Raw genomic sequence first — 21,710 nt, forward strand, 5'->3', positions numbered from 1 at the left:
CTTCGACCGCTCCGGCGACTCCAACAACTCCCCGAGCATCTCCTTGACCAAAGCCCGGTTCGGCAACCCGGTCAGCTCGTCGTGCGTGGCCTGGTGCCGCAACGCCTCGGCCGTGCGGCGGCGCTCGGTGATGTCCTGGAACACGATCAGCCAGAACCGGCGGCCGTCGTCCTGCACGGACAGCGCGATGTGCAGCTCGCAGTACACCTGCACGCCGTCGCGGCGGACCAGGATGCGCTGCGGGATCTTGTGCGTGCGCTCGGCGTCCGGCGCGGACATCTCGTCGATCGACGGCAGCCCGCCGCTCGTGTCGTCCGGGTGGGTGAGCGCGCTCGCCGTCATGCCGCGCAGCTGCTCCAGGTCCATGCCGAGCAGGTCGCACAGCGCGTCGTTGGCGTCGACCAGCCGCTCGCCCTCGTCGAACAGGCCGATGCCGACCGGGGTCAGCGACACCAGGTCCGCGAAGCGCTGGCTGGACCGCTTCATCCTGGTCTCGGCGGCGCGCTGCTCGGTGATGTCCTGCGCCGTGCCGACCGCGAGCGGCAGGCCGTCGGGGCCCTTGACCACCACGCCGTAGCTGCGGAACACGCGCAGCCTGCCGTCGTCGCGGCGCACGATCCGGTGTTCGAGCTGGATCGGCACCTCCTCGGTGGCCAACTGCTGCCACAGGTCGTCCACCCAGCCGCGGTCGTCGGGGTGCACGAGGTCGAGGTAGGTCTGGTAGCGGATGCGCTCCCCGCGCGGCACGCCGAACAGCTCGGTCAGCATGTCCGACCACGCCACGTCGCCGGTCTGCAGGTTCCACTCCCAGACGCCGAGCTGGGCGGCCTTCTGCGCGTCGGCGAGCCGGCGGCGGTCGTCGCGGAGCTGGCGTTCCAGCGCGCGGGCCTCGGTGACGTCCTGGACGGTGCCGTGCAGGAGGCTGATGTGGCCGCCCTCGAACTCGGCCCGCGCCCGGCACACGTACACGCGGTCGCCGACCTCGCTGCGCACCTCGGCCTCGAGCGTCCGGCCCTCCGTGGCGCCGCCGCCGTCCTCCAGCTTCAGCAGCTTGCGGCGCAGGTCCTTCAGCACGCCCCGGTCCTCCGGGTGCACGCCGCACAGCAGGTCGTCGTCGGGGACGACGCCCAGCTCGGCGTACATCTCCAGGAAGACCTCGCTGCGGTGCACCGCGCCGGACGCGATGTCGTAGCTCCAGCTGCCCATGCGCGCGAGGCGCTGCGCCTCCAGCAGCCGGGCCCGTTCGGTCTCCAGGGCGCGGTCGGACCGCCACTGGTCGGTGATGTCGCGGATGTAGCCGGTGATGAACTGGGTCCGGCCGTCGGATCTCAGCTTCGCCTCGGCCACGCCGCGGATCCAGCGCAGCTCGCCGTCGGGGAGGATGATCCGGTAGACGATGTCGATCGGGTTGCCGTCCAGCGCCCGGTTGGCCCAGTAGCTGGCGACCATCTCGTAGTCGTCGGGGTGCACGACGTCGAGCACGGCCTGCGCGCCGGGCACCACCTCGCCGGGCCGCACGCCCATCATCTCGTAGTGCGACTCGGACCAGACCGTGACGCCGGTGTCCGGGTCGTACTCCCACGAGCCGATCTGCGCGACCCGCTGCACGGTGCGCAGCCTGCGCTGCTCGTCGCGCAGGTCCTCGGCGGCCTGCGCCAGGTCGGAGACGTCGACCAGCAGCACGGCGTGCAGACCGGTGCCCGGCACCTGGGTGCGCACCACGCGGACCGGCACCAGCGCGCCGTCGGCCTGGTGCAGGCGCAGGTCGTCGGGGCCGCCCAGCAGCAGTTCGCCCAGCGACCGGCCGATGAGGTCCTCGGCGGAACGGGCCTTCGTCAACGCCACCGCCGCGGCGCTGGCCCGCATGACGACGCCCTTGGGGTCGCACAGCAGCGTCGGCGCCTCGGGCAGCGCGATGCCGTCCAGCGCCACGTCGCCGTTCTGCGGACGCGCTGGGTCGAGCACCACCGGAGCGCGTCCAACCCGCTTGGGCACGGTCCCACCTTCCCGTGTTCACGGCAGGGATGACCGGCCCGACCGCACCCAAAGACGGCGTCCCTCTCCACGGGCAATATTCACCCGAGGAGAGGGACGGTAGCGCTTCGGAGCGTCATCGCCCACCCCTCAACGGGCTAACGAAACAACACGTTAGCGGTTTCGTTGCCTGTCGACGGGTACGGACGGATGCGGCCGGAGCTCTCCCAACTCCGACTTGGAGTCAGGCTACTCCGTCTTCGCGGGCTGCCAAGGCCACGGCGGCGGCCACTTCCGGGCCGACCCGCGGGTCGAGCGCGCTCGGCACGATCCGGTCGACCGAGAGGTCGTCGGCGGCGACCTCCGCGATCGCCGCCGCGGCGGCGAGCTTCATGCCCTCGGTGATGCGCTTCGCGCCCGCGTCCAGCGCGCCGCGGAAGATGCCGGGGAACGCGAGGACGTTGTTGATCTGGTTCGGGAAGTCGCTGCGCCCGGTGGCGACCACGGCGGCGTGCCGGCGTGCCACGTCCGGGTGCACCTCGGGGTCCGGGTTGGACAGGGCGAACACGATCGAGTCGTCGGCCATGCTCGCGATCAGCTCTTCGGGCACCTTGGACGACGAGACGCCGACGAACACGTCCGCGCCGCGCAGCGCCTCGGCGATGCCGCCGCGCAGGCCACTGCCGTTGGTGACCTCGGCCAGCTGCGCCTTGACCGGGTTCAGCGCGTCCCGGCCGACGTGCACGATGCCGCGCGAGTCGACCACGGTGACCTCGCCGACGCCCGCGGCCAGCAGGATCTTCGCGCAGGCCACACCGGCCGCGCCCGCGCCGGAGATGACCACGCGCTGGTTCGCCACGTCCTTGCCGAGCACCGTGTTCGCGCCGCGCAGGGCCGCCAGCACCACGACCGCGGTGCCGTGCTGGTCGTCGTGCATGACCGGCACGTCCAGGGCCTCGACGAGCCGGGCCTCCAGCTCGAAGCAGCGCGGCGCGGCGACGTCCTCCAGGTTGACCGCGCCGAACGACGGCCGCAGCCGGACCAGCGTCTCCACGATCTCGTCCACGTCCGTGGTGTTGAGCACCAGCGGGATGGAGTCGAGGCCGCCGAAGGTCTTGAACAGCGCCGCCTTGCCCTCCATCACCGGCAGGGACGCGCTCGGGCCGATGTCGCCCAGGCCGAGCACGGCGGTGCCGTCGCTGACCACGGCGACCAGCCGGTGGGCCCAGGTGTACTTGGCGGCCAGCCCCGGGTCGTCCGCGATGGCCCGGCTGACCCTGGCCACGCCGGGCGTGTAGGCGATGGAGAGCGCGCGGGGGTCGGCCAACGAGGCGGTCGCGCCGACGGCCAGCTTTCCGCCTTCGTGGGCGCGGAAGATTTCCTCGTCACTCAATTCGGTGGTCATCTGGGGCTGGTCGTTCAATGCGGTCACGGAAGTCCTCCTGCGGTGCGCGATACCTGCGGCGCACCGGGACCGGCGTTGTCACGCGGGTCGACGGGGCCTGTCTGGGGGGCGTCCACGCGGTCTGCGGGACGGCTCTCGGTGGCGGTGTGCGGGCAAGCATGGCAGCGACGCCGACGGCTGTCTGCGGCGGGGATCACAGTTTTTCCGCAGGTCAGAGGTAGTGCCACAGAACGTACGTCCGGTTTTCTGGACCGACCGGTCAGTTTCCGCAGGCAGGATCGGTCAAGAACCGCCGCGTTCTAGTGTGTGCGCCATGCAGGCACGTGAGTTGAAAATTTCCGGCGCTTTCGAGTTCACCCCATCGGTGTTCCCCGACGATCGCGGCATGTTCGTCGCGCCGTACCAGGAAGCGGCGTTCGTCGAAGCCGTCGGGCACCCGATGAAGATCGCCCAGACGAACCACAGCGTGTCCAAGCGCGGTGTCGTGCGCGGTGTCCACTTCGCCGACACGCCGCCGGGGCAGGCCAAGTACGTGCACTGCCCGCGCGGGCGCATGATCGACATCGTGGTGGACCTGCGCGTCGGCTCGCCCACGTTCGGCGAGTGGGACGCGATGGAGCTGTCGGAGGGGTTGTTCAACTCCGTGTACCTGCCCGAGGGCGTCGGGCACGCGCTGATGGCGCTGGAGGACGACACGGTCGCGTCGTACCTGTGCTCGGAGGGGTTCAACCCGAAGGCCGAGCACGGCATCCACCCGCTGTCGATGGACCTGCCCTTCCCGGCCGACGTGACGCCGGTGCTGTCGCCGAAGGACGCCGCCGCGCCGACGTTCGAGGAGGCGCGCGACGCCGGGCTGCTGCCGTCCTACGACGAGTGCCTGGCCTGGTACGCCAAGCTGCGCGCCTGATCCCGCCCGACGACCCGCCGGCCCTTCGCGAAGGCCGCCGGCGGTTCACCTTCCCGCGACACCCGCCGCCTCCCCGCGGCCGGCGTTCAGCCGTCCGGTGCGGGCCGCCGGCGCAGCAGCCGGGGCCGGGGCCAGAGCCGGGCGCGGACCACGCCCACCACCTCCGCGGGCCCCAGCGTCCGCGAGTCCGTGGAGGCGAACGGGTTGTCGCCCTCGACGTGCCAGCCGCCGCCGTCGGCCCGGACCGCGCGCTTGACCGACAGCTGCCCGGGCCGCGCCGCCCACCTGACCAGCACAAGATCGTGCCGACGGGGCGGCTTCCCGAAGTGGACCAGCACCACGTCCCCCGTCCGCAGCGTCGGCGCCATCGAGGGCCCGACCACCCGAACCAGCGGCAACGGGTTCGCTTCCGGCCGTGTCAACGCTTCCCCTCCACCTGCTCGCGCCGAGGCCCCGGAGTAGGGTTCGTCACGTCGGAGCATCCACTGTCAGGGAGGAAAGATGCGACTTCTGTCGCGCATCCGTTCACTCCGCCGCCCGCTCCTGGAGGCCACCGCGCACTGCGACCTCCCGTGCGGTGTTTACGACCCGGCCCAGGCCCGGATCGAGGCCGAGTCGGTCAAGGCGATTCAGGAGAAGTACCAGGCGAACGAGGACCCCGAGTTCCGCGCCCGCGCCATCCTGATCAAGGAGCAGCGCAGCGAGCTCGTCAAGCACCACCTGTGGGTGCTGTGGACCGACTACTTCAAGCCGCCGCACTTCGAGAAGTACCCGGAGCTGCACGACTTGTTCAACCGGGCCACCAAGGCGGCCGGCGCGTCCGGCGCGAAGGGCTCCATGGACCCCGCCAAGGGCCAGGAGCTGCTCGACCTGATCGCCCAGATCGACAAGATCTTCTGGGAGACGAAGGCCGCGGCCTGATCACCTGCTCCACGCGGCGCTGACCGAGCGGAACCGTTCGCCTGGTCAGCGCCGTTCCGCGTGCCGAGGCGGTGGTCGGCCACCGTCCCGGTGCGCTGTTCGGGTGACCGTGCGCCGACGCGCGTCCGGGCGCCTGCCCGCCCTGGGACCATCGACGGGTCCCGTTCGGCGGTCGGCAAGGAGATCTCGCCCGATGAGCACGCCCGTCCCCTCCGAGGACTCGGTGCGGAAGCCGTGGGGCGCGGCGGCCCGGTTGTTCCGCGTGCCGCCGCCCGCGGACTCGCCGGCGCTGGGCCGGGTCTCCTCCTGGCGTTCCGTGCTCGGCCTGCTGACGCTGGTCGTCCTCGGCCGGGGCGATCGCGGCGTGGTGGACACCCTGAACGAGGACGGCTGGGGCAAGGCCGTCGAGAACGTGATCATCGCGCTGGCCATCGTGCCCGTCGCCATGGCGCTGCTGTACCTGCGCACCCACCGCGAGCACCGCGCCGAGCTGCGCCTGGGCCCGGTGATCGGCAAGATCGCGCTGCTCCTGCTGACGACCTTCGGCGCGATGGCCCCGATCGTGCTCGTCGTCACCAACGACCTCTTCGACACCTTGGAGCCGACCGACTTCGGCACGGCGGTGCTCGCGCTCTTCGGCGGCCTGCTCGCCATCGCCTACGCGATCTGGGTGGCCGTCTACGTCGGCTGCGCGGCCTGGTGGGCGGTGCGCGGCAGCTGCTTCATCGGCGAGTTCCACCCCCTCCTCGGTCCCGCCGTCACGACCGCCGTGGTCGTCACCGCCACTGCGGTCGAACTGGTCGAGGCCGACACCAACGGCGTGTCCGACTCGCTCTGGCTGACCCTCACCCTCGGCGGCCTGGTCACCACCCTCGTCCTGGCCGCCGTCGAGTACTCGATGCTCCGCGCGCGGCGGATCGCCTGGCGCACCGGCCCGCGACCGCAACCGGTGCCCCGACCCGGTGACGGGGTGCGGCGTCCGTAAGCTCGGGCCGTGACCTCACACGTCTACCTGCTGCGGCACGGTCAAACAGAGTGGTCCGAGAGCGGTCGGCACACCGGGCTGACCGACGTTCCCCTGACCGGGACCGGGGTGCAGCAGGCCCGCCGCGCCGGCGCCGTGCTGGCCCGGCTGCGCGCCACCGACCTGCCGCCCGCGCTGGTGCTGACGAGCCCGCGCCAACGCGCGTGGCGGACCGCCGAGCTGGCCGGGCTGCACGACGTCGAGCGCACCGAGGAGCTCGCCGAGTGGGACTACGGCGACTACGAGGGCCTCACCACGCCCCAGATCCGGGAGACCGACCCGGGCTGGACGGTCTGGACCCACGCCGTGCCCAAGGGCGAGACGCACGACGAGGTGCACGCGCGCGCCGCCAAGGTGCTCGACCGGGCACGCCAGGCGTTGCTCAGCGGTGACGTGGTGCTGGTCGGCCACGGCCACTTCAGCCGCGTGCTCATCGCCACCTGGCTGAACCTGCCGCCGAGCGAGGGCGTCCACTTCGGACTGGACCCGGCCGGCACCACCGTGCTCGGCGACGAGCGCGGCGACCCGCAGGTGCGGCGGCTGAACGTGCCCGCCTGGGAAGTCGACGTTGACTGATCCCCGCATCCGCCGCGTGCGCGAGGAGGACGTGCCCGCCGTCGTCGCCCTGGTCGAGGAGCTGGCCGAGTACGAACGCGCGCGGCACGAGTGCCACCTGACGGTCGAGCAGCTGCACGAGGCGCTGTTCCGCCCCTCGCCCGCCCTCTTCGGCCACGTGGCCGAAGTGGACGGTCGGGTCGTCGGCATGGCCCTGTGGTTCCTCAACTTCTCCACCTGGCGCGGCACGCACGGCATCTACCTCGAAGACCTCTACGTCCAGCCCGACCAGCGCCAGAGCGGCCTCGGCCGGGCGCTGCTGCAAGCCCTCGCCGAGGAGTGCGTCGCCCTCGGCTACGCGCGCCTGGAGTGGTGGGTGCTCGACTGGAACGCGCCCGCGATCGGCTTCTACAAGTCGCTCGGCGCGCTCCCCATGGACGAGTGGACCGTCTTCCGCCTCACCGACGACGCGCTCACGCAACTGGGACTGCACGGCTGACGCCGACCTGCCGGATCAGCCCCACCCACCACACGAACGTGAACGCGATGACGGTCGGGTTCTTCACGAACAGCAGCACGGCCAGGTAGGTCTGCCGCGCCGACTCGGGGAGCAGCCCGCCGACCACCTGCTCGGCGACGACGTCGAACACCAGCACCGCCACCGCCAGCAGGACCCCCTGCCACACCAGGCTCGGCCAGTGCCGCGCCGCGAACGACCGCGCGTTCGCCCACCTCAGCCGCTCCCCCCTGGTCGCCAACCGCCAGATCACGACGACCAGCAGCACCCTCGCGGCCACCACCACGACCTCCGAGGCGAACGCCACCCCGTCCGGCACCAGGTCGCCCCAGTTCACCACCACGAGCCGCTGCACGGACGCCACCAGCGACAACCCGACGATCACCGCCCAGTGCCGCAGGTAGAACCGCCCGGCCCAGCGCGGCACCTCGACCGCCAGCCCCAGCTCCGACATGTCCCCCACCTCTCACGCGCCGAATATTTTAGTTCAGTGTACTGAAATATCTGGCGCGGTAAAGTGACGGCATGGACGGACGGGACTTCGGACGTGAGCTGAGCACGGCGGTCGTCGCGTTCCACGAGGCCGTCGGCGCGCGCCTGGGCGTGACGGCGGTCGACCAGCGCGCGCTCGCGCTCATCGCGGGCAAGGGCCCGCTGTCGGCGGGCGAGCTGGCCAAGGAGATCAACCTGACCCCCGGCGCGGTCACCGGCGTCGCCGACCGGCTCGAACGCGCGGGCCTGGTGCGGCGCGAACCCGACCCCGGCGACCGCAGGAGGGTGGTGATCACCGCGATCCCCGGCGCGTTCGGGCAGGTCTTCGCCGGGTTGAGCGCGGCGATGGCCGAGCTGGGCGCGCGCTACAGCCCGGAGGAGCAACAGGTCATCGGGGACTGGGTGGTCCGCGCGGTCGCCGTGCTCAAGGAGCAGACCCGACTGCTGAGCGAGGCCGGAAAGCCCTCTCCCGGCCGGCCGTGATCCGGTTCACGACCACCGCCGGCGCGGCCGCGGCCAGCGCGAGGCACGCCACGTTGAGCCAGGTCGCGGCGAAGGCGAAGTTGACGTAGAACCCCGACGACCGCGACGTGGCGGTGACCGTCTCCGTCGTCGTCAGCCGGAAGGCGGTCACCCACGACAGCACCCAGGACACCCACCACACGGCGACCGGCCCGGTCACCGTCCCCCGCCTGTCCGGCGCCACGGTGGCCACGCCGACGTCGTGCACCACCCGCCACGGGAGGTAGAAAGTTCGCCTCCGGCACGAACCAGCCGCCCAACACCCACCCCGGCGCGAGCTGGTGCGTCCCGGCCGCCGCGTTGCGCCGCGCCCGGTGCAGCCAGACCAGGAACACCACGGCGGTCACGACGAACAGCAGGGCGTACGGCAGGCCGACCAGCGGCACGACCATGGTCGACGGCGCCAGCACCGCGTCCGCGACCAGCAGCACCAGCAGCGGCGTCCGCAGCGAGGAGACGTCCTCCCACCGCCGCGGCTCGGCCGGGGCGTGGCCCATCGGCGGCGCGTAGGGCGCCTGGATCACCGGCGGCACCTGCGCCACCGGCGGCTCCAGGTAGGACGGAACGGCCTTCCGCTCCAGCGATGCCCCGCACGAGCGACAGCTCGACACACCGGACAGCACGGGCGTGCCGCAGTTCGGACAAGTCATGGTGATCCCCCCCCGGGCCACAACCACCGCGAATGCGGTTGCCGAACCTTAGACCGGCGACCTGACCAGGGAAATCAGCTGTTCGGCCGCTTCACGCCCACCGCGCCGTAGGTCACGGCCTCGGCGCTGGTCGCCGGCTCGCCCTCGCCACGCCACTTCGTCGCCAGCACCAGCCCGGGGTCGAACAGGTCGAACCCGTCGAGCATCGCCTCGACGTCCGCCCTGGACCGGGCCACGATCGGCGAGTCCGTCTCGGCGGCCACGCCGACCAGCTTGCGCACCAGCTCCGGCTGCTCGTCCGCGGTCAGGTGGCTGATCACCAGGTAGCTGCCGTCGGCGATCACGTCGCGGTAGCGGCGGACCAGCTCGACCGGGCGGTCGTCGTCGGCGATGTACGGCAGGATCGCGACCATCAGCACGGCCACCGGCCGGGTCAGGTCGAGCAGCCCGCGGACCTCGGGCGCGGACAGCACCGCGTCCACGTCCCGGATGTCGGCCTCGGCGATGGCCGCGCCCGCGTTGTCGCGCAGCATGGTGCGGCTGTGGGCCACGGTGGCGGGCTCGTTGTCCACGTACACCACGCGGCACGTCGGGTCGGCCTGCTGGGCGACCTCGTGCACGTTGCCCGCGGTGGGGATGCCGGAGCCGAGGTCGAGGAACTGGCGGATGCCGTGCGCCACGCACAGCCGGACGGCCCGGCGCAGGAACGAGCGGGTGTGCTGGACCATGGCGGCGGTCGGGATCTCGCTCATCGACCGGTCGGCGAACTCGCGGTCGACCGCGAAGTTGTGCGCTCCGCCGAGGTAGTAGTCGTAGAGCCGGGCCACGTTGGGGCGCTCGACATCACCGTTGGTCGACACCCACCTCGGGGGGTTCTGCACTGCGCACCTCACCCTGCCTGCACCCGGAGCGGCGTGAACGCCTGCCAGACCGTATCTGGCTACTCCGTTCGTGTCCATCCGCCAAATGTGAACACGCAGGGTGATTGTGACTGGTGAGTGGGCCCGGATCAAACCGTGGTGCCCCGGCCGAGGGGCGGCGCAGGGGGAGAGATGCCTGCCCCTCGGCCGGGGAGTCCTGCTCACACGCCGGCGTAGGAGCGGATCCAGTCGCGGTAGCGGGTGACGGCGGTGTAGTTCGACCGGGTGGAGCGGTCGCTGGTGGAGGCGACGCCGACCTGGTAGCGGCGGCCGTCGACCGGGCTGGTGGCGAACATCGGGCCGCCCGAGTCGCCGCCGGCGGCGATGCCGTCGATCCGGCTCACCGAGATCGCGATGCCGCCCCGGTAGTCGCGCCCGTTGACCGAGGTCACGCGGGTGTTGGCGTACTTGAGGTAGCGGGACTGGCAGTTGATCTCCGGCTGGTTGGTGCAGGTGGCGCCCCAGCCGTAGAGCTGCACGGTCTGGCCGACGGCCACCGCGGTGGTGGTGCCCAGCGGCGCGTACGTGCCCGAGACCGACCGGTCCAGCCGCGCCAGCGCCAGGTCGACCGACGGGTGCTGGATGATCTGGGTGGCGGTGGCCAGGGTGCCGCCGGTGGTCTGGTCGAGGCTGCCGATCCGGAACGTGTAGGTGCCCGAGCTCGCCACGCAGTGCTGCGCGGTCAGGACCCACTGCGGGGCGATGATCGTGGCCGAGCAGTTCTGCTGGCCGTTGCGGAACAGGCGGGCCGCCCACGGGGCGTTGCTCGCCGTGCCGCCGCCGATGATGTACGGCTCGATGCCGCCGGCCTCCTGGGCCGACGCCGCCGGCGCGATCGCGGTCAGGGCGAACGCGGACAGCAGTGCGGTAGTGGCTCCGACCACCGCGGACAGGGCGCGAGTGAATCGCATGGAGTTGTCACCTCAACGAACGCAGGGAGTGGTGAATTCACCACCCACAGCGTCACCTGTCTGAGTGACGGCGACCACCCGCCGTTAGTCGGCGAGCGCCCAGACGATGGTCTGCGGCCGATTGGCCCCACTCGACCAGGGATCGCCTACGCGTCGGTTTCGTCCTCGTCCACGCCGAGCGCCCACCGGCGCACCGGGTTGGTGAACAGCAGCACGAGCGTGACGACGACGTACACCCCGAGCAGCGCGCCCCACAACTGGCGGTCGGAGGGCCCGTACATGTACCAGGCGACACCCAGGAGCAGGAGCTGCACGACGACCGCGGGCGTGCGACCCCAGTGCCTGCCGAGCACCAGGCCGACGCCGGCCGCGAGCACACCCGCCGACAGCACCGCGAAGTAGGCCGCCTCGCCCAGCACCTCGCCGGACTTCTCCGCGCTGAACGACCGCACCACCAGCGCGACCGCGAACGCCAGCCCCGTCAGGCCCTGCACCGCGGTCAGCGCGCCCGCCGCCCGGACCGCCGGTGGGACCTTGCCTTCGGTCGACACGCCGCGCCCCTTCAGCTGCGCCCTCAACTGGGCCTTTCCTCACAGTGCGTACTCGTCACGCATCGTAGGCCACCCGGTTGGCGTGTCCCGTTCGACCGCCCCAGGAGCGATGATCACAGGAGTCTCTTCGGCGAGCCGGCGGTCGGGCCGGGGTGCACTTGTCGCGAGACGGGGAACGACGCGGGACCCGGAAGATTCGGGACACGGAAAGGAGACCTCGGCCACTTTCGTGCGCTCTGCAGCCTCCTACCGGGTGATACGCAACCTGTCGGAGGTCACGCGCTGTCCTACCCTGCAAGAGTGCGCGCACTTCTGGTGGTCAACCCGCAGGCGACGGCAACCACGCCTGCCGGTCGGGACGTGCTCGCGCACGCACTGGCCAGCGATGTGAAGCTCGACATCGTCGAGACGGACTACCGCGGCCACGCGGCCGACGCCGCCGCGCAGGCCGTCCTGGACGGGTACGACCTGGTCGTGGCGCACGGCGGCGACGGCACGGTCAACGAGGTGGTCAACGGCGTGCTGCGCGAGGGCGCGCAGCCGGGCCTGCCCATGCTCGGCGTGGTGCCCGGCGGCTCGGCGAACGTGTTCGCGGGCGCGCTCGGCCTGCCGCGCGACCCGGTCGAGGCCACCTACCGCCTGCTCCAGGCCATCGAGCACGGCACCAGCCGCAAGGTCAGCGTCGGGCACGTCGCGGCCACCGGCGCGGACGTCGACCACGACCGCTGGTTCACCTTCAACGCGGGCGTCGGCTGGGACGCCGACGTGGTCGCGGCCGTCGAGCACCAGCGCGCCAAGGGCCGCCAGGCGTCACCGACCCTCTACGCCCGCACCGCGCTGACCAGCTACTTCACCCAGCGCAGACAGCCGCCGACGCTCACCGTGCGCATTCCCGACGAACCGCTGTTCGAGGACGTGCGGCTGGCGTTCGTCTCGAACACCGACCCGTGGACCTACCTCGGCGACAAGGCGATCCGGCTCAACCCCAGCACGTCCTTCGACGGCGGTCTCGGCTTGTTCGCGCTGCACGGGATGGGATTGCCGACAGTTCTTCGCTACGTCGCGCATCTCTTGGCCACGGACGGGAACCCCAAAGGCGGGAACCTGCTCCGGCGCGACGACGTCGAGTTCGTCCGCGTGACGAGTCCGGAACCCGTCAACCTGCAGGTTGACGGTGACCTGCTCGGCTCGTGCACCGAGGTCGAGTTCACCGGGGTGCCAGGCGTGCTCACGGTCGCCGTGTGATCGTGGCGTGACCGGCTCGGTACCCATCCGCGATGTTGTGACCTGGTGTGACACCGCGGTGTGAAACCCCTGGTGAACCCAGTCGATCTTTCGGGTGAGTTCACTCACCGGGTTGGGGCTAAACCCTTGACATCCCGGCCGTTCGTGAAAGCATTCACAAGCACCCCAAAACCGACCGCTGACGAGTGGCGCGCCTTCGCGCGCGCCTAGCTGAGGAGTAGTTCCAATGGACTGGCGCCACCGCGCGATCTGCCGCGACGAGGACCCCGAGCTGTTCTTCCCCGTGGGGAACAGCGGTCCTGCGCTCCTGCAGATCGCCGAGGCGAAGACCGTCTGCCGCCGCTGCCCCGTCGTCTCCGACTGCCTCTCGTGGGCGCTCGAGAGCGGCCAGGACGCCGGCGTGTGGGGCGGGATGAGCGAAGACGAGCGTCGCGCCCTCAAGCGCCGCAACGCTCGCACCCGGGCTCGCAGCAACGCCTGAGCCGCCTCGAACGAGCAGACGAAAGGCCCGACACCGTGCCAGGTGTCGGGCCTTTCGCTTGTGTTGCACACCCTCCCGCATGACCACGTGACTCCAGCTGAGGCAGGCCGTCACGTGTGCACGGGGAGCAGTCTAACGCCGCGCTCTGAGCGGTACGCGCAGGACCGCCTCTGTACCGCCTCGGGGCCTCCTCCGCAAGCTCAACGAGCCCCTGAGTTCGGACTCCACCAGCGTCCGGACGATCTGCAGCCCGAGCCGGTCGGTGCGCTCCAGCGAGAAGCCCTGGGGCAGGCCGCGGCCGTCGTCCGAGATCACGACGTCCAACCACTTCGCCGAGCGCTCGGCGTGCACGACCACCTCGCCCCGCTGACCCGCCGCGTACGCGTGCTCGAACGCGTTCTGCACGAGTTCGGTCAGCACCATCACCAGCGGGGTGGCGAGCTCGGCCTGGACGATGCCGAACTTCCCGTCCCGGCGCACCACGACCTGCGACTCGGTGGCGGCCACGTCCGACATCATCGGGATGACCTTGTCCACCACGTCGTCGAGGTCCACCCGCTCGTCCACCGACATGGACAGCGTCTCGTGCACCAGCGCGATCGACGTGACGCGGCGCACCGACTCGGCCAGCGCCTCGCGCGCCTCCTCGCTGCTCGTCCGCCTGCTCTGCAGGCGCAGCAGCGCGGCCACCGTCTGCAGGTTGTTCTTCACCCGGTGGTGGATCTCGCGGATCGTCGCGTCCTTCGACATCAGGGCGCGGTCGCGGCGGCGGACCTCCGTGACGTCGCGGCACAGCACCAGCGCGCCCGCCGCGCTGCCGCGCGGTCGCAGCGGCAGGGCGCGGAACAGCACCGCCGCGCCGCGGCGCGACTCGGCCTCGATGCGCATGCTCGGCTGGCCGTCCAGGGCGGACCGGATGCGCTGCGCGACCTCGGTGGCGTCGAACGGGTCGCCGATCAGGGACCGCGTCAGCGGGGCCAGGTGCACGCCGACCAGGTCGGACGCGTGGCCCATGCGGTGGTAGGCGCTCAGCGCGTTCGGGCTGGCGAACACGACCGCGCCCGAGGCGTCCAGCCGGATCAGGCCGTCACCCACGCGCGGGCTGGTGTGCACGTCAGGCGACGGCTCGGTGGTCGGGAACGTGCCGTCCGAGATCATCTGGCACAGGTCGGCGGCGCTGCCCAGGTAGGAGATCTCCAACGGGCTCGGCACGCGCGGCACGGCCAGGTTCGTGTTGCGGCTGAGGACCGCGATGACCTCGCCGTTGCGCTTGACCGGGATCGCCTCGCGGCGGACCGGCACGCCCAGGTGCCAGCGCGGGTCCTCCTCGCGGCAGATGCGGGACTCGGCCATGGCCCGGCGCAGCTGGGGGTGCTCCTCGACGTCCACCATGCTGCCGACGACGTCCTCGGGGTGCGCGGTCGGCGCGGTCGTCGGCCGGGCCTGCGCGACGCACAGGAACGTCGTCTCGTCCAGCGGCACCCACATCAGGAAGTCGGCGAAGCTGAGGTCGGACAGCAGCTGCCACTCCGCGACCACGAGCTGCAGGTGGTCGACGGCGCCGCCGGAGAGCTTGGTGTGCTCGGCGAGGAGGTCGGTGAGCGTGGACAGCTACTCCACCACCGCGATGAGGTCACCCTCCTGGACCACGTCGCCGGTCGACACGGCGATGCGGGTGATCCGGCCCGCGCCCTCGGGGAGGACCGGGATCTCCATCTTCATGCTCTCGAGCACCACGACCGTGGTCTCGTGCGTGACCTCGTCGCCTTCCTGGACGGCGATCTGGGCCACGTTGGCCACGATCTCGGCCCGGATCTCCTCGGCCATGGTCCTCCTTCGTCGAGTCCATCCAACCACGATTCAGACCCGGTGCCGTGCCCGGGCGACCGCGTGACACACTGGGATGAAGCATGACGAGCACTAGGAGAACCCCATGTCGAAGCGTGCCCGCAAGCGCCGCGACCGCAAGAAGGGTGGCGCGAACCACGGGAAGCGCCCCAACGCCTGATTCCACGTCACGGCGTGCGAAGGCCCCGGAGCACCGCTCCGGGGCCTTCGACCTTCTCCACCGCTCGTCCCGCCGGCCGCGATCGGCCCCGGCGGTCAGCTGCTGGACGTCTCGGTCCTCGTCACCGTCGTGGTGACCTCGACCTCCACCGTCGTCTGGTCCGCCGTCTGGTAGAGCCGGGCGCGCAGGCGCCGCCTCAGCTCCTCGGGCGCGTGCTCGCCGCCGCACTTGCGGGCCAGCAGCGCCTTCAGGTGCTCCTCGATGCCGTACTGCTCCAGGCACGGGTGGCACTCCTCCAGGTGGGTCTGGAGCAGCTCCTTGCGCCTCTCGTCGCACTCGTGGTCGAGGAAGAGGTAGACCTCGGACAGGACCTCGGAGCAGTCCGTCTCGTGCGGTTCGCCGCAGCTCATCGGCCCGCCACCTCCTGGTGACCGTCGCGGATGATGCCGCGCTCGCGCGCGGTGTCCGCCAGTTGGTCGCGAAGCTGCCTGCGGCCCCGGTGCAACCGGGACATCACGGTTCCGATGGGGGTGCCCATGATGTCTGCGATCTCCTTGTAGGCGAAGCCCTCCACGTCCGCGAGGTACACCGCGATCCGGAACTCCTCCGGCAGTCGCTGCAAGGCTTCCTTGACGTCTGAGTCCGGCAGCCGGTCCATCGCCTCGACCTCCGCCGACCTCAACCCGGTCGACGTGTGGCTCTCCGCCTGCGCCAACTGCCAGTCCGTGATCTCGTCGGTCGGCTGCTGGATCGGTTGGCGCTGCTTCTTGCGGTAGCCGTTGATGTAGGTGTTGGTGAGGATGCGGTACAGCCAGGCCTTGAGGTTCGTGCCCTCCGAGAAGGACGCGAAGGCGGCGTACGCCTTGAGGTAGGTCTCCTGGACCAGGTCCTCGGCGTCGGCCGGGTTGCGGGTCATCCGCAGGGCCGCCGAGTACAACTGGTCGAGCATCGGCATCGCGTCGCGCTCGAACCTGGCTGCGCGCTCGGCCGTTGTCTCGTCAGTCGGCGTGTCCTGCGTTCGCGTGGCTGGCACCGCGCTCCCTTCCCACCGGCTGGTCAGCGCGGTGGATGGCACTGTCTGGGACGCAGTCGAGGATACGCGGCGGTCCCCGGGTCGGCAGTGAGCCGAGCCACGCGGTGGGCGCGCCTTGACCTGCCTGCCGACCTGCTGGTCCATCACCTCGGTAGCCACGTTCGCAGCAACGCGACGAGGTCGCCGCGCATTCCCTCGGCTATCGTGCGCGATCATGGCCGGTCGTGGAACGCCCGCCACCGCGTTGCTGGACAAGCAGAAGGTGGCCTACGCGCTGCACGCCTACGAGCACGACCCCCGGCACGAGTCGTACGGGCTGGAGGCGGCGGAGGCGTTGGGGATCGCCCCCGAACGGGTGTTCAAGACGCTGGTCGCGGACGTGGACGGCAAGTTGGCCGTCGGTGTGGTTCCGGTCACGGGCCAGCTGGACCTGAAGGCGCTGGCCGCGGCCGTCGGCGGGAAGAAGGCGAAGATGGCCGACGTCGCGGCGGCCGAGCGCGCCACCGGGTACGTGGCGGGCGGCATCTCCCCGCTGGGGCAGAAGAAGCGGCTGCCGGTGGCGCTGGACGCCTCGGCGGAGGCCTTCGAGACCATCTACTGCTCCGCCGGACGGCGCGGGCTCGAGGTCGAGATCGCACCGGAAGCGCTGGTCAGGCTCACGCAGGCGGTCGTCGCACCGATCTCGGCCTGACCGCCCGCGCCCGGCTCGCGAGGGCGGGTCGGCGCAGGTCGCGGGGTCCGCCGTCAGGTCCGCTCACACCTCGAGCGGGCGCAGCACGCGGTCCAGCCACTCGCCCACGGCGCGGCCCACCGCGCCCACGTCGGCCTTGAGGTTGTGGTCGCCGGGCAGCAGCACGACGTCGCGGTGGTGCGCCGCCTCGGGCCTGCCGAACGGGTCGTTCTCGCCCTGCACGACCAGGGTGGCGACCTCGACGCCGTCCAGCTCCGGCATCCGCGACTTCTCCGGCTTGCCCGGCGGGTGCACGGGGAACGCCAGGCACAGCACGGCCACCGCCTGACCCTCCGACGACGTCCGGCACGCCACCCGCGCGCCGGAGGACCGCCCGCCGAACAGCAGCGGCAGGTCGTCGAACCAGGTCTCGCCCAGTTCGTCGGCCACCGCGAGCCACGCCGCGTCGAGCTGCTTGGCGGGCGCGGGCGCGCGGCGGCCCGCCACCCGGTACGGCTGCTCGACCAGCGCCACGTGCACGCCGACGTCCACCGCCGCGCGGGTCGCGGCCACCAGGTCCGGCGCGGCGATGCCGCCGCCCGCGCCGTGCCCCAGCAGGAGCGCGGCGCGGCTCTCGGACGCGCAGTGCAGCTCGGCCCGCGCGGGGCCGTACGGGGTGTCGACCACCCGCGAGGTCATTTCAGCTCGAACAAGGTGGGCTCCGGCTTCTCGGACTCCCCCAGCGTGACGGCCGCCATCAGCGACGGGTCGTTGTTCTTGATGCTGTTGACCTTCGTCGACACCGGGCGCAGCTCCAGCGCGTCGACCAGGTCCAGGTCGGGCGCGAGCAGGTCCTTCGGGTCCTCGTTGTCCGGGTCGAGCCACGCCGCCCAGCGGTCCTTCGGCAGCACCAGCGGCATCCGGTGGTGCACGGAGGTCATCTCGCCGATCGCGTCCGTGGTCAGCACGGCGCACGTGATGATCGGCTTGCGCTCGTCGCCCTCCTGCTGCCACCACACCGACCAGATGCCGGCCATGGCGAGGCTGGAGTCGTCGCCGGGGTTGATGAAGTACGGCTGCTTGCGGCCCTCGCCCGGCTGCCACTCGTACCAGCCCGCGGCCGGGACGATGCACCGGCGCTTGGCCGCCGAGTTCCGGTAGGCGGGCTTGTCCAGCACGCTCTCCGCCCGCGCGTTGATCATCTTCGCGGCGCCGGACAGGTCCTTGGCCCAGTGCGGCACCAGGCCCCAGCGCATCACGCGGACGCTGCGCTCGGTGGTGTCGGGGTCGGGGTTGCCCTCGTCGTCGCGCGGGTGCCGCTCGACCACGGCGAGCACCTGCTTGGTCGGCGCGACGTTGTAGTCCGCGCCGGGCGCGTCGCCCTCGGTGCCGTCGACCGCGTCGAACTCCGCCGCGAGCAGCGCGGGGTTCTTGGTGGACGCGTACCTGCCGCACACACCGATCACCTCTCCACAGATCACCCTCGGGCGATGCCATCGTCGCACGTCGGAAAGCCCGGTGCGAGCTGTCGACCACCCGATGCGGAATCATCAAGCCATGACTCAGCAGTGGTCCGCTCCCACCGCCGACGGCCCGGTCGACGCGACGGTACCCGTGCCCGGCTCCAAGTCGATCACCAACCGCGCGCTCGTGCTCGCCGCCCTGGCCGACCGCGCGTCCACCCTGCACGCGCCGCTGCGCAGCCGCGACACCAACCTGATGGTCGACGCGCTGCGGTCGCTCGGCGTCGGCGTCGTCGACGGTCCGGACGGGTCCTGGCTGGTCACGCCCCACGAGCTGCACGGACCGGCGCAGGTCGACTGCGGTCTGGCCGGCACCGTGATGCGGTTCCTGCCGCCCGCCGCCGCGCTCGCGGTCGGCGACATCACCTTCGACGGCGACCCGCACGCGCGGACCCGGCCGATGACCACGATCCTGGACGCGCTGCGGGCGCTGGGCGCGGACGTGGCGGGCGACGCGCTGCCGTTCACGCTGCACGGCAAGGGCGGCGTGCCCGGCGGCGAGGTCACCATCGACGCCTCGGCGTCGTCCCAGTTCGTGTCCGGGCTCCTGCTGTCGGGCGCGCGTTACGAGAGCGGCGTGACGATCCGGCACGACGGCAAGCCCGTGCCGTCCATGCCGCACATCGAGATGACCGTGGCGATGATGCGCCAGGCCGGCGTCGTGGTGGACGACGCGTCGCCGAACGAGTGGCGGGTCGAGCCGGGTGTCGTCGAGGGCCGCGACTGGCACGTCGAGCCGGACCTGTCCAACGCGACCGCGTTCCTGGCGGCGGCGGCCGTGACCGGCGGTCGGGTGACGATCCCGGGCTGGCCGACGCGGACCACGCAGCCCGGCGGCGCGGCCCAGGACCTGTTCGGGCGCATGGGGTGCGAGGTCGAGCTGTCCGACGCCGGTCTGGTGCTGCGCGGGCCCGACCGGTTGACCGGGATCGACGTCGACCTGCGTGACGAGAGCGAGCTGACGCCGACCATCGCGGCCTTGGCGGCGCTGGCCGACGGGCGGACGCGGATCCGCGGTGTCGCGCACATCCGCGGCCACGAGACGGACCGGCTCGCCGCGCTCGTCACCGAGATCAACCGGCTGGGCGGCGACGCGGAGGAGACCGAGGACGGCCTGGTCATCACGCCGCGACCGCTGCGCGGCGGCGTCTGGCGGGCCTACGCCGACCACCGGATGGCCACCGCCGGCGCGATCATCGGCCTGGTCGTCGAGGGCGTGTCCGTGGACGACATCGGCTGCACCACGAAGACGCTGCCCGACTTCCCGGGCATGTGGGCGGCCATGCTGTCGCTGCCGGGGGCGCGCTGACGTGGCGAGGGGCGACTGGCGGCGGTTGGACGAGTCCGACGTGCGGGTGCGGCCGGGCAAGGGCACCCGGCCGCGCAGCAAGCGCCGGCCCGAGCACGCGGACGCGGTGCCCGCCATGGTCGTCGGGGTCGACCGGGGTCGGTGGACGTGCGCGATGGACGGCGACCCGGGTCGGATGGTCGTCGCCATGCGGGCGCGGGAGCTCGGCCGCACGCCGGTCGTCGTCGGCGACCACGTCGGGCTGGTCGGCGACACGTCCGGTCAGCCGGACACGTTGGCGCGGATCGTGCGGGTGGAGGAGCGGCGCAGCGTGCTGCGGCGCACGGCGGACGACACCGACCCGTTCGAGCGGGTGGTGGTGGCCAACGCCGAGCAGCTGGTGATCGTGTCGGCGTTGGCGGACCCGCAGCCGCGGCGCGGTTTCATCGACCGGTGCCTGGTGGCGGCGTGGGCGGGCGGGCTGGAACCCCTGCTGTGCTTGACGAAGTCGGACCTGGCGCCGCCGGACGAGCTGGTCGCCGCGTACGCGGAGCTGAACCTGCCCGTGGTCGTGACGCGGTCCGACGAGGACCCGGACGAGCTGCGCGGGCGGCTGGCGAACCGGTTGTCGGCGTTGATCGGGCACTCGGGTGTCGGCAAGTCGACGTTGGTGAACCGGCTCGTGCCCGACGCGCACCGGGCGGTGGGCGTGGTGAGCGGTGTCGGCAAGGGCCGGCACACGTCGACGCAGACCGTCGCCCTGCCGCTGCCGGAGGGCGGCTGGGCGGTGGACACGCCGGGCATCCGCTCGTTCGGCCTGGCGCACATCACGCCGGACGACATCGTGGGCGCGTTCCCGGACATGAAGGCGATGGCCGAGGAGTGCCCGTCGGGCTGCGGTCACCAGGGCCCGCCCGACGACCCGGACTGCATGCTGGACGAACTGGTCCGCACCGGCGAGGCCTCCCCCGGCCGCCTGGGCTCCCTGCGCCGCCTCCTCTCCTCCCGCGGCAAACTGGAGGAATACGACTGATCCCTTTGCCCGCCCATTGAGACGGTCAAGCTCGCCCTGTTGACCTCGAGGCCTTGCGCACTCCATTCTGGGAACAGATCAACCGCTTAACCGCCGGTATCGTCGTCGTGCCCGGAAGGTGTCCATGAGAACGCGCTCAAATATTTAGCACTATCGCTAAAATGTTTAGCGACGTGCTGGTCGCCCGGCCATATCGGCACTCGGCCGATCTCGCCGACTTCTTGAGCCGATGACCGTTCTCGTCGACAAACGCGATCGCGGACGGCCACTGTTCGAAAACTTGCGCAAAGTCCGCAGAGGAGACGTCATGTCAATGCTACGACGCAGCTTCACGACCAGGTTCAGAGCAGCAAATGTCGGCGCCGCGGTGGCGAGCGCCGCACTGCTGGCAACGGCTGCGACCCTCGTGGCGTTGCCGGCCGGCGCCGCGGCCGCCGGCTGCTCGGTGAACTACGCCGTGGCTTCGCAGTGGCAGGACGGGTTCACCGGCAACGTGTCGATCACCAACCTGGGTGATCCGCTGACCGGGTGGACGTTGACGTGGTCGTTCGGCGCGGGCCAGACGGTGACGCAGTCGTGGAACACGTCGTTGACGCAGAGCGGTTCCGCGGTGACCGCGAAGAACGTGAGCTACAACGGTTCGATCGCCACCGGCGGTTCGGCGTCGTTCGGTTTCAACGGGTCGTGGACGGGCAGCAACCCGATTCCGACGAGTTTCGCCCTGAACGGCGTGGTGTGCACCGGTAGCACGACATCGACGACCACCCCGACCAGCACCACTTCCACCACCACTTCCACGACGACCACCACCACGACCACGACGCCCGGCCAGTGCTCCCTCCCGTCGACGTACCGCTGGTCGTCGTCGGGCGTGCTGGCGAACCCGAGGTCGGGCTGGGTGTCGCTCAAGGACTTCACCTACGTGCCGTACAACGGCAAGCACCTGGTCTACGGCACGACGCACGACTTCGGGACGCGCTGGGGTTCGATGAACTTCGGGCTCTTCGGCAACTGGTCCGAGATGGCCTCGGCGCCCCAGCAGGCCATGAACATCAGCACCGTCGCGCCCACGCTGTTCTA

General features: G+C 71.4%; 27 protein-coding genes and 1 pseudogene. 13 read left to right on the top strand and 15 right to left on the bottom strand.

The annotated features are described in order from the left end of the window. The coding region (locus ACZ7GX_RS43320) for a PAS domain-containing protein (RefSeq protein WP_498786321.1) at positions 1 to 1,995 on the bottom strand (1,995 nt) is incomplete at its 3' end. 223 nt (positions 1,996 to 2,218) lie between these two features. Then, a complete protein-coding gene (locus ACZ7GX_RS43325; RefSeq protein ID WP_498786365.1) occupies positions 2,219 to 3,379 on the bottom strand; it encodes an NAD(P)-dependent malic enzyme in 1,161 nt (386 codons plus the stop codon). A 313-nt stretch (positions 3,380 to 3,692) separates the two neighbouring features. Here ACZ7GX_RS43325 and ACZ7GX_RS43330 point away from each other — a divergent pair, with 313 nt between their 5' ends. Then, a complete protein-coding gene (locus ACZ7GX_RS43330) occupies positions 3,693 to 4,286 on the top strand; it encodes a dTDP-4-dehydrorhamnose 3,5-epimerase family protein (protein WP_498786323.1) in 594 nt (197 codons plus the stop codon). Positions 4,287 to 4,372: 86 nt separating this feature from the next. Here ACZ7GX_RS43330 and ACZ7GX_RS43335 read toward each other — a convergent pair whose 3' ends face one another. Further along, positions 4,373 to 4,708 (bottom strand): S26 family signal peptidase, encoded by a 336-nt coding sequence (locus ACZ7GX_RS43335; RefSeq protein ID WP_498786325.1) that lies wholly within the window; start codon positions 4,706 to 4,708, stop codon positions 4,373 to 4,375. A 79-nt stretch (positions 4,709 to 4,787) separates the two neighbouring features. Here ACZ7GX_RS43335 and sodN point away from each other — a divergent pair, with 79 nt between their 5' ends. The 4 genes from sodN to ACZ7GX_RS43355 all read left to right on the top strand — a co-directional run bounded on the left by sodN (position 4,788) and on the right by ACZ7GX_RS43355 (position 7,285). Beyond that, the gene (sodN, locus tag ACZ7GX_RS43340) at positions 4,788 to 5,207 is read left to right on the top strand and encodes a superoxide dismutase, Ni (protein ID WP_073891370.1); all 420 of its coding nucleotides are present in this window, start codon (positions 4,788 to 4,790) and stop codon (positions 5,205 to 5,207) included. A gap of 193 nt (positions 5,208 to 5,400) precedes the next feature. After that, on the top strand, positions 5,401 to 6,192 hold the full coding sequence (locus tag ACZ7GX_RS43345) for a hypothetical protein (RefSeq protein ID WP_498786328.1): 792 nt from the start codon (positions 5,401 to 5,403) through the stop codon (positions 6,190 to 6,192). Positions 6,193 to 6,201: 9 nt separating this feature from the next. Next, positions 6,202 to 6,807 carry a histidine phosphatase family protein gene (locus tag ACZ7GX_RS43350; RefSeq protein WP_498786330.1) on the top strand — a complete coding sequence of 202 codons (606 nt, stop codon included), beginning with the start codon at positions 6,202 to 6,204 and terminating at the stop codon, positions 6,805 to 6,807. Further along, on the top strand, positions 6,800 to 7,285 hold the full coding sequence (locus tag ACZ7GX_RS43355) for a GNAT family N-acetyltransferase (RefSeq protein WP_498786332.1): 486 nt from the start codon (positions 6,800 to 6,802) through the stop codon (positions 7,283 to 7,285). Before ACZ7GX_RS43350 ends, ACZ7GX_RS43355 begins: the two co-directional genes overlap by 8 nt. On the opposite strand, the gene ACZ7GX_RS43360 is transcribed toward ACZ7GX_RS43355, so the two are convergent. Next, positions 7,260 to 7,757, bottom strand: a complete 498-nt coding sequence (locus tag ACZ7GX_RS43360) for a hypothetical protein (protein ID WP_498786334.1) — start codon at positions 7,755 to 7,757, stop codon at positions 7,260 to 7,262. The genes ACZ7GX_RS43355 and ACZ7GX_RS43360 overlap by 26 nt on opposite strands. A gap of 71 nt (positions 7,758 to 7,828) precedes the next feature. Here ACZ7GX_RS43360 and ACZ7GX_RS43365 point away from each other — a divergent pair, with 71 nt between their 5' ends. After that, the gene (locus ACZ7GX_RS43365) at positions 7,829 to 8,278 is read left to right on the top strand and encodes a MarR family transcriptional regulator (RefSeq protein ID WP_498786336.1); all 450 of its coding nucleotides are present in this window, start codon (positions 7,829 to 7,831) and stop codon (positions 8,276 to 8,278) included. Here ACZ7GX_RS43365 and ACZ7GX_RS43370 read toward each other — a convergent pair. The 5 genes and pseudogenes from ACZ7GX_RS43370 to ACZ7GX_RS43390 all read right to left on the bottom strand — a co-directional run bounded on the left by ACZ7GX_RS43370 (position 8,220) and on the right by ACZ7GX_RS43390 (position 11,376). Next, positions 8,220 to 8,528, bottom strand: a complete 309-nt coding sequence (locus ACZ7GX_RS43370; RefSeq protein ID WP_498786338.1) for a hypothetical protein — start codon at positions 8,526 to 8,528, stop codon at positions 8,220 to 8,222. The genes ACZ7GX_RS43365 and ACZ7GX_RS43370 overlap by 59 nt on opposite strands. Before the next feature lie 67 nt (positions 8,529 to 8,595). Continuing rightward, positions 8,596 to 8,967 (bottom strand): annotated as a pseudogene (locus tag ACZ7GX_RS43375) (DUF4328 domain-containing protein); the annotation flags it as partial. A 74-nt stretch (positions 8,968 to 9,041) separates the two neighbouring features. Further along, the gene (locus ACZ7GX_RS43380; RefSeq protein WP_498786340.1) at positions 9,042 to 9,848 is read right to left on the bottom strand and encodes an SAM-dependent methyltransferase; all 807 of its coding nucleotides are present in this window, start codon (positions 9,846 to 9,848) and stop codon (positions 9,042 to 9,044) included. Between the two features lie 200 nt (positions 9,849 to 10,048). Next, positions 10,049 to 10,798 carry a S1 family peptidase gene (locus tag ACZ7GX_RS43385; RefSeq protein ID WP_498786342.1) on the bottom strand — a complete coding sequence of 250 codons (750 nt, stop codon included), beginning with the start codon at positions 10,796 to 10,798 and terminating at the stop codon, positions 10,049 to 10,051. A 146-nt stretch (positions 10,799 to 10,944) separates the two neighbouring features. After that, a complete protein-coding gene (locus ACZ7GX_RS43390; protein WP_498786344.1) occupies positions 10,945 to 11,376 on the bottom strand; it encodes a hypothetical protein in 432 nt (143 codons plus the stop codon). 273 nt (positions 11,377 to 11,649) lie between these two features. Here ACZ7GX_RS43390 and ACZ7GX_RS43395 point away from each other — a divergent pair, with 273 nt between their 5' ends. Together ACZ7GX_RS43395 and ACZ7GX_RS43400 are read left to right on the top strand one after the other, a co-directional pair. Next, positions 11,650 to 12,594 (top strand): diacylglycerol/lipid kinase family protein, encoded by a 945-nt coding sequence (locus ACZ7GX_RS43395; RefSeq protein ID WP_498786346.1) that lies wholly within the window; start codon positions 11,650 to 11,652, stop codon positions 12,592 to 12,594. Positions 12,595 to 12,820: 226 nt separating this feature from the next. Beyond that, positions 12,821 to 13,075, top strand: coding sequence for a WhiB family transcriptional regulator (locus ACZ7GX_RS43400; RefSeq protein ID WP_053719541.1), 255 nt, complete (start codon positions 12,821 to 12,823; stop codon positions 13,073 to 13,075). 132 nt (positions 13,076 to 13,207) lie between these two features. On the opposite strand, the gene ACZ7GX_RS43405 is transcribed toward ACZ7GX_RS43400, so the two are convergent. Together ACZ7GX_RS43405 and ACZ7GX_RS43410 are read right to left on the bottom strand one after the other, a co-directional pair. Further along, complete coding sequence (locus ACZ7GX_RS43405) at positions 13,208 to 14,686, bottom strand: histidine kinase N-terminal domain-containing protein (RefSeq protein WP_498786367.1); 1,479 nt, start codon at positions 14,684 to 14,686, stop codon at positions 13,208 to 13,210. Further along, complete coding sequence (locus ACZ7GX_RS43410; RefSeq protein WP_498786348.1) at positions 14,687 to 14,902, bottom strand: biotin/lipoyl-binding carrier protein; 216 nt, start codon at positions 14,900 to 14,902, stop codon at positions 14,687 to 14,689. It lies immediately after the preceding gene. A gap of 106 nt (positions 14,903 to 15,008) precedes the next feature. On the opposite strand from ACZ7GX_RS43410, the gene ACZ7GX_RS43415 reads away from it, so the two are divergent. Next, the gene (locus tag ACZ7GX_RS43415; protein ID WP_096498094.1) at positions 15,009 to 15,083 is read left to right on the top strand and encodes a 50S ribosomal protein bL37; all 75 of its coding nucleotides are present in this window, start codon (positions 15,009 to 15,011) and stop codon (positions 15,081 to 15,083) included. A gap of 95 nt (positions 15,084 to 15,178) precedes the next feature. On the opposite strand, the gene rsrA is transcribed toward ACZ7GX_RS43415, so the two are convergent. Together rsrA and ACZ7GX_RS43425 are read right to left on the bottom strand one after the other, a co-directional pair. Continuing rightward, positions 15,179 to 15,493 (bottom strand): mycothiol system anti-sigma-R factor, encoded by a 315-nt coding sequence (gene rsrA / locus ACZ7GX_RS43420; protein WP_498786350.1) that lies wholly within the window; start codon positions 15,491 to 15,493, stop codon positions 15,179 to 15,181. After that, positions 15,490 to 16,116: a sigma-70 family RNA polymerase sigma factor gene (locus ACZ7GX_RS43425; protein ID WP_053719537.1), complete on the bottom strand. Its 627-nt coding sequence runs from the start codon at positions 16,114 to 16,116 to the stop codon at positions 15,490 to 15,492. The genes rsrA and ACZ7GX_RS43425 overlap by 4 nt, the downstream gene beginning before the upstream one ends. A 214-nt stretch (positions 16,117 to 16,330) precedes the next feature. Between ACZ7GX_RS43425 and ybaK the strand changes: the two genes are divergently transcribed. Then, complete coding sequence (gene ybaK, locus ACZ7GX_RS43430; protein WP_498786353.1) at positions 16,331 to 16,807, top strand: Cys-tRNA(Pro) deacylase; 477 nt, start codon at positions 16,331 to 16,333, stop codon at positions 16,805 to 16,807. 63 nt (positions 16,808 to 16,870) lie between these two features. Here the strand turns inward: ybaK and ACZ7GX_RS43435 are convergent, their stop codons facing one another. Then, positions 16,871 to 17,485, bottom strand: coding sequence for an alpha/beta hydrolase family protein (locus ACZ7GX_RS43435; protein WP_498786355.1), 615 nt, complete (start codon positions 17,483 to 17,485; stop codon positions 16,871 to 16,873). After that, positions 17,482 to 18,243 carry an SOS response-associated peptidase gene (locus ACZ7GX_RS43440; protein ID WP_498786357.1) on the bottom strand — a complete coding sequence of 254 codons (762 nt, stop codon included), beginning with the start codon at positions 18,241 to 18,243 and terminating at the stop codon, positions 17,482 to 17,484. The genes ACZ7GX_RS43435 and ACZ7GX_RS43440 overlap by 4 nt, the downstream gene beginning before the upstream one ends. A 100-nt stretch (positions 18,244 to 18,343) precedes the next feature. Between ACZ7GX_RS43440 and aroA the strand changes: the two genes are divergently transcribed. The 3 genes from aroA to ACZ7GX_RS43455 all read left to right on the top strand — a co-directional run. Further along, positions 18,344 to 19,618 carry a 3-phosphoshikimate 1-carboxyvinyltransferase gene (gene aroA / locus ACZ7GX_RS43445; protein WP_498786359.1) on the top strand — a complete coding sequence of 425 codons (1,275 nt, stop codon included), beginning with the start codon at positions 18,344 to 18,346 and terminating at the stop codon, positions 19,616 to 19,618. A 1-nt stretch (position 19,619) separates the two neighbouring features. Further along, entirely contained in the window at positions 19,620 to 20,630 is a 1,011-nt protein-coding gene (gene rsgA, locus ACZ7GX_RS43450) for a ribosome small subunit-dependent GTPase A (protein ID WP_498786361.1), read from the top strand. A gap of 307 nt (positions 20,631 to 20,937) precedes the next feature. Then, positions 20,938 to 21,710, top strand: a 773-nt coding sequence (locus ACZ7GX_RS43455) for a cellulose-binding domain-containing protein (RefSeq protein ID WP_498786363.1), incomplete at its 3' end; no start/stop codon positions are given.

This window comes from Actinosynnema sp. NPDC037264, assembly GCF_055603705.1.